The sequence below is a fragment of the Gammaproteobacteria bacterium genome, assembly GCA_013696315.1.
In the GTDB taxonomy this organism is placed as follows: Bacteria; Pseudomonadota; Gammaproteobacteria; order JACCYU01; family JACCYU01; genus JACCYU01.
The window spans coordinates 1-6326 of sequence record JACCYU010000072.1 but is presented as its reverse complement, the minus strand read 5'-3'; the positions used below and the strand labels follow the sequence as shown (position 1 = coordinate 6326).

The window sequence follows — 6326 nt, the reverse complement described above, 5'->3', positions numbered from 1 at the left end:
GTGGGTCCGTACCCGTGCGGCCGATGCGTTGGGCAGGATCGGCGGACCGCGGGTGGTGGAATCGATAGTCGCCCTGATCAAGGACGAGGACGAGTTCGTACGCCGCGCCGCGATCGAGATTGTCAACGCGACCAAAGACCCGGCCATGTTCGATCATCTGCTGGTGTCGCTGGATTCCGACTGGTGGGTACAGGAGCGCGCCATCGATGCACTGGCCGAGCTGGGCAACAAGCGGGCGGTGCCCGCGCTCATCCGCATGCTGGACAAACCCGCCCAGGAAGAAGCGCTGACTCTGGTGCTGGTCCGGGCGCTGGGCAAGCTGGGTTCGGGCGCGGCGGTCAGGCCGGTTATCGAAAAGCTGAAAACTGGTTCGGACAACGTCCGGCGCGAGGCGCTTACAGCGCTGGCGTCGCTGGTGGATGAATCCCGCGCCGATACGATTCTGATCGCCCTCACGCAGCATACGGCCGACGGGGGCGCGGAACTTCGCCAGCTGGCCGGCGAGATGTCGGCGCGCATCCGCGCAAGCTATGCGACCGGCATCAACACACCACCCGGCTGCTGGCCGCGGACCGGTCAGGAGACACGTCCGGCGCGCTGATCATGCCTGAGACCGTGTCGCGTGGAACGCATCTCCCCCGGCCGGAAACCGTGGACATGGCAACCCTCAAGCCGGGCGATGTGCTGGCGGAACGCTATCGATACATTCGGCCTATCGGCAGGGGGGCGTTCGGTGCCGTGTATCTGATGGAAGATCTGATGATCAGGGAAGAGATCATTCTCAAATTTCTGCACGCGCAGATGGCAACCGATGAAAGTACGATCAAACGTTTCGTCTACGAACTAAGGCTCGCGCGCCGGATTACGCATCGCAACGTCATCCGCATCTTCGACATGATCACCTTTGGCAAATTGTCCGCCATTTCCATGGAATATTTCCCAAGTCATACGCTGGGCTCGGAAATACGCGGACGCAAGCCCATGGATACGAACCGCGGTCTGAAGATTACGCAGGACGTATGTGCGGGCATGGAAGCCGCGCACCACGTCAGTGTGGTGCATCGCGATCTGAAGCGCAGCAACATTCTTATCAACGATGTGGGCCTGGTAAAAATTGTCGACTTTGGTGTTGCCGCGGCCGTTCGCGATACCGAAGCACGGCTGACCAAGACGGGCCTGGTGATCGGCACGCCGACCTACATGGCGCCCGAGCAGGTGCTCGGCAAACCTGTAGACGCGCGCACCGACATCTACAGCCTTGGCATTATTCTCTACGAGATGATGACCGGCCGCCCCCCCTATGCCGGCGCGGACAGCATGGCGATCATGTATCAGCACGTGCAGGGCAGGGCGCAGACGCCAACGCAGCTCAATGCCCAGTTGCCGCTGACCCTGAGCGCGGTGATATTGAAATGCATGGCGACCACGCCGGAGCTGCGTTTTCAGAGCATGGGCGAGCTCAGATCCAGCCTCGCGGCGCTCGAAACGTAAAGGAGCCGGCGTGCCACGCATCGATGCATTTCTGAAACTCGGCCGTGAACAAGGGTGTTCCGATGTGCATCTGGCGGTGGGCGTACCGCCGATGCTGCGGATGCACGGGGATTTGCTACCGATCAAGTTCAGGGAGCTGGGTCAGGTTGAACTGGAAAGCTATCTACAAGAGATTCTGACTGTTACGCAGAAGGAAAAACTTATCAATGGCGAAGATCTGGACTTCTCCTATATGTCGGACGGCGTCGGGCGGTTTCGGGTGAACCTGTACCGCAAGTCTTCAGGCGTAGGCGCCACCTTGCGACACATACCAACGGTAATCCCGGCGTTCGCGGCGCTGGCGCTGCCGCCGGTGGTGCAAACACTCGCGCATTACCGTCAGGGGCTGGTGCTGGTCACCGGCTCGACCGGCACCGGCAAGTCCACCACGCTCGCGGCGCTGATCGACCACATCAACACCACCAGACGCATGAACATCATCACCCTGGAAGATCCCATCGAGTTCATTCATCCCAGCAAACAGTCGCAGGTCATCCAGCGCGAAGTGGGCACGCACGTCAAAAGCTTTTCGGCCGGCCTGCGCGCAGCGTTGCGTGAAGATCCGGATGTGATCCTGGTAGGCGAGATGCGCGACCCGGAGACCATCAGTATGGCGATGCTGGCAGCCGAAACCGGTCATTTGGTGCTGGGGACCTTACACACGACATCCGCGACCAAATCTCTGGACCGGATTCTGGATGCGCTGCCGGCCGAACAGCGGGAGCAGGGCAAAATATTTCTCTCCCAGAATCTGCACGCCGTATTAACCCAGGTGCTGGTGAAGACCGCGGATGGCCGGAGCCGCAAGGCGATCGTCGAGATAATGCTCAACACGCACGCGATCGGTAACCTCATTCTGACGGACAAGACCTTTCAGATTCCGAACCAGATTCGCACTGGCCGTGACAAAGGCATGCAGCTTATGGATCAGGCGCTGCTGGACGCAGTAAAGCGCAAAGAAGTGGACCCGGACGAAGCCTACCTGAACGCCACGGATAATAAGCTGTTTCAGCGCTTCGTGACCGATCCGGCACTGCTGTTCAAGGCGTCGGCGGGGTAACTCACGGCCCGCGTCAGGCGCGCAACCTTCGCCGCCTTGCAGCCGAATCTGCCCTGGTTTTCAAACATTGGTTTCGATGGAGTCGATGACATGCCGAATTTGGATGACATGCTCAGGCGCGTGATCGCGGAGAAGGGGTCGGACCTGCATCTCGTCGCCGGCGACCCGCCCCGCATGCGCCGTTTCGGTGAACTGGCCGCAATAGACGAGACTCGTCTGGACGCGCAGGCCACGCGCGAGATGCTGTACGGCGTCATGCCGGCGAGGATCCGCGCCCACTTCGAACAGCACGACGACGCCGATTTCGCGCTGACGCGCGAAGGGCTCGCGCGCTTCAGGGTCAACGTGTTTCAACATTTGTATGGCATGGGCGCGGTGTTTCGGATTGTCCCGGCCGTGGTCAGTTCGCTGGAACAGATGGGGTTGCCCGCGTCTCTGGCGGGTCTGTGCACGCAGAAGCAGGGCCTGATCCTGGTGACCGGCAAGACCGGCTCGGGCAAGTCCTCGACTCTGGCCGCGATGATCGACGCCGTGAACCGCACCTGCGACGGGCATATCGTGACCATCGAAGACCCCATCGAATTTATGCATCAGCGCCACCGGTGTATGGTCAGCCAGCGCGAAGTCGGACAGCATACCGCCAGTTTCGCAAGTGCGTTACGCTCGGCATTAAGACAGGATCCGGATGTGATTCTGGTCGGCGAATTGCGGGATCTGGAAACCATGGGACTGGCCGTAACGGCGGCTGAAACCGGTATACTGGTGATGGGCACCTTGCACACCAACAGCGCGGCCGGTACGGTGGATTGCATCATCAACACGTTTCCGGCGCAGAAGCAGCCACACATTCGCACCATGTTATCCACATCACTGCGCAGCGTTATTTCGCAGCAACTCGTCAGGCGTGCAGACGGGCGCGGGCGGGTTGCGGCAATTGAAATTCTGATCAATACGCCGGCAGTTGCCAACGTGATTCGCGAGGGCCGCATCGATCAGATCGAAAACATCTTGCAGAGCGGTTCGTCGATGGGCATGCAGTCCATGGACAACGCGCTGCACAAGCTGGTGCAGGCGCAACTCATCACGGGCCGCGAGGCCTTCGATGCCGCGCGCGCCAAGCCCGAGTTCGACCGATACCTGCCGCCGGCTGAACGTTCTCAGTAGTGTCCTTAATAATGGCTTCGGACAAAAACGTTGAATGCGCCGTGCTGTTCGCGGATGTGGCCGATAGTACCGGTCTGTACGCACGCTATGGCGATGAGCGCGCGCGCGGCGTCCTGTCCCGATGTTTGAGCGCGATGGCACTCGTCAGTGACCGGCATTCCGGCGCTGTCGTCAAGACCATAGGTGATGAGATCATGTGCCGCTTCGCGCGGTCCGACGACGCGGTGCACGCGGCGTGCGGCATGCAGGAAGTCATGGCGCAGCCTTTCGATTGTGTCGCGCTTGCGGTGCATATTGGCCTGCATAAAGGTGCGGCGTTCGTGGATGATAACGATGTGCATGGTGACGCCGCCAACATCGCCGCGGTCATGACTACCATCGCCAAGCCGGGTCAGATCATCACCACACAAAACACTGTGGATGACCTCGCGCCGGAGAACGCGGCGTTGACCCGGCTTTACGATATCATCACCCTCAAGGGTGACCGGCGCGAGATCTCAGTTTACGAAGTGCTGTGGGAACATGGGGATGTCACCAGTATTCTGACACGCGCCGACGTTCAGGCGCAGACTATCTCGCGCATTTACCTTAAGTACAAGGAACGACAGCTTACAATCCTGTCCGACACCCGGGGTGTGCTTATGGGGCGGCATGCCGCCTGCGACCTGGTGGTGGATGCGAATCTGGTATCCCGCATCCACGCCAGCATCGCCTATCGTCGCGGCAAGTTCGTGCTTCTGGACCAAAGCACCAATGGTACTTTCGTCCGGCATCTCGATGGACAGGAGGTGTATCTGCGCCGCGAAGAAACGCCGCTCTGGGGACGTGGCTCGATCAGTCTCGGCCGCACCACACACAGAGACCAGCAGGAGCTGCTGATTCACTACGTGGCCGAGTAACAGAAGAAGTTTTTCATTGCGGCTGGCATTCGCGCCACCGCCGCCAGGCATCAGTTCTCAAATTCCTCACAAAGCCTTATCCATGACGATACGCACCCGCTTTGCACCCAGTCCCACCGGGTATCTCCACATCGGCGGCGCCCGCACGGCGCTGTTCTCATGGGCATACGCAAGAAAACAGGGCGGAAAATTCATCCTGCGCATTGAGGACACCGACCGCGAGCGTTCCACGATGGCGTCCGTGGACGCCATTCTCGGTAGCCTCGCCTGGCTCGATCTCGATTACGACGAGGGTCCTCATTACCAGGGTCAGCGCGGCGACCGCTACAGAGAAGGCAGCCAGAAATTGCTGGATGCAGGGCATGCTTACCATTGCTACTGCACGCGCGAGGAACTCGAAGCCGTGCGCGCCGCGCAGCTCGAGTCCCGGCAAAAACCGCGTTATGACGGGCGTTGCCGCGATTATCAGGGCCCGCCGCGGCCCGGTGTGCAACCCGTGGTGCGGTTCAAAAACCCGCTCGCCGGCGAAACCGTGGTCAACGATCTGGTGCATGGCCGAGTCACGTTCAGCAATGGTGAGCTGGACGATTTGATCATCGTCCGTGCGGACGGCTCGCCGACATACAATTTTACGGTCGTGGTCGATGACATGGATATGGACATCACGCATGTCATCCGCGGCGACGATCACCTGAACAATACGCCGCGCCAGATCAATATTCTGCGCGCGCTCGGCGCCGAGCTCCCGCAGTACGCGCATGTGCCGATGATTCTGGGGTCCGATGGCAAGCGATTGTCAAAACGTCACGGCGCCGTCAGCGTGTTGCAGTATCGCGATGACGGGTATCTGCCGCATGCGCTGGTCAACTATCTTGTACGCCTAGGCTGGTCACACGGCGATCAGGAGATATTCTCGCGTACGGAACTGATCGAACTGTTCGACATTCAGCAGGTGCATCGCGCCGCCGCGACGTTAAATCCCGACAAACTGTTGTGGCTTAATCAGCATTACATCAAGTACAGCGGAGCTGAGATGGTGCTCCCGCATTTGCGCGAGCAGATGCTGCGACTCGATATTCCGCTGGAGAATGGGCCTGAGCTGGAGCTTGTGTGGGACGCGCAGCGGGAACGCGCCAGGACATTGACAGAACTGGCCGAAAACAGCCGATTTTTCTACGCTGACTTCAAGGATTACGACGCAAAAGCCGCGGACAAACACCTGTCTGCCGAGGCCGCCGAATTACTTGAGGCGCTGGCGGCCGTGCTCGACGGTCTCGAAGCGTGGCAGGCGCCAGCGATCCATAATGTGATCGCGGGCCTGGCAGATGAGCGTGGCCTGAAGCTGGGCAAGGTCGCGCAGCCGCTTAGAGTCGCGGTGTCCGGCGGTGCGGTGTCGCCCCCGATTGATAGCACCCTGGAACTGGTGGGCAAATCGCGCGCCCTGGCGCGCATACGTTGCGCCATCGATTTTATTCGGGCGAGACCACACGGCGCGTAGCGTGCAGCCTGAATGCACGGGGCTGGACCCAGGACTGTGCGGGATGCATCGGGTTGACACACCGGCAAGCCCCACTTAGCATTCCGTTTCCCGCTCGTGGGGCTATAGCTCAGCTGGGAGAGCGCCTGCATGGCATGCAGGAGGTCGGCGGTTCGATCCCGCCTAGCTCCACCAC

At 60.3% G+C, this 6326-nt stretch carries 6 protein-coding genes and 1 tRNA gene; all 7 read left to right on the top strand.

Annotated features, from left to right (window positions below; all coding sequences use genetic code 11):
- A partial coding sequence (locus H0V34_04035) for a HEAT repeat domain-containing protein (protein MBA2490893.1) occupies positions 1-601 on the top strand: 601 nt, incomplete at its 5' end.
- Positions 602-603: 2 nt separating this feature from the next.
- Positions 604-1491 carry a serine/threonine protein kinase gene (locus tag H0V34_04030; GenBank protein MBA2490892.1) on the top strand — a complete coding sequence of 296 codons (888 nt, stop codon included), beginning with the start codon at positions 604-606 and terminating at the stop codon, positions 1489-1491.
- A gap of 10 nt (positions 1492-1501) precedes the next feature.
- Positions 1502-2590: a PilT/PilU family type 4a pilus ATPase gene (locus H0V34_04025; GenBank protein ID MBA2490891.1), complete on the top strand. Its 1089-nt coding sequence runs from the start codon at positions 1502-1504 to the stop codon at positions 2588-2590.
- A gap of 90 nt (positions 2591-2680) precedes the next feature.
- Positions 2681-3754 (top strand): type IV pilus twitching motility protein PilT, encoded by a 1074-nt coding sequence (locus H0V34_04020; protein ID MBA2490890.1) that lies wholly within the window; start codon positions 2681-2683, stop codon positions 3752-3754.
- An 11-nt stretch (positions 3755-3765) separates the two neighbouring features.
- The gene (locus tag H0V34_04015; GenBank protein ID MBA2490889.1) at positions 3766-4653 is read left to right on the top strand and encodes an adenylate/guanylate cyclase domain-containing protein; all 888 of its coding nucleotides are present in this window, start codon (positions 3766-3768) and stop codon (positions 4651-4653) included.
- Positions 4654-4735: 82 nt separating this feature from the next.
- Positions 4736-6151: a glutamate--tRNA ligase gene (gltX, locus tag H0V34_04010; protein MBA2490888.1), complete on the top strand. Its 1416-nt coding sequence runs from the start codon at positions 4736-4738 to the stop codon at positions 6149-6151.
- Between the two features lie 98 nt (positions 6152-6249).
- Positions 6250-6325: transfer RNA gene (locus tag H0V34_04005), tRNA-Ala, on the top strand.
- The last annotated feature ends 1 nt before the right edge of the window (position 6326 follow it).

Excerpts from the sequence above, each read along its gene's own strand:
- H0V34_04015 (MBA2490889.1), top strand. The coding sequence starts at position 3,766 with ATGGCTTCGGACAAAAACGTTGAATGCGCCGTGCTGTTCGCGGATGTG.
- gltX (MBA2490888.1), top strand. The coding sequence starts at position 4,736 with ATGACGATACGCACCCGCTTTGCACCCAGTCCCACCGGGTATCTCCAC.
- H0V34_04030 (MBA2490892.1), top strand. The coding sequence starts at position 604 with ATGCCTGAGACCGTGTCGCGTGGAACGCATCTCCCCCGGCCGGAAACC.
- H0V34_04020 (MBA2490890.1), top strand. The coding sequence starts at position 2,681 with ATGCCGAATTTGGATGACATGCTCAGGCGCGTGATCGCGGAGAAGGGG.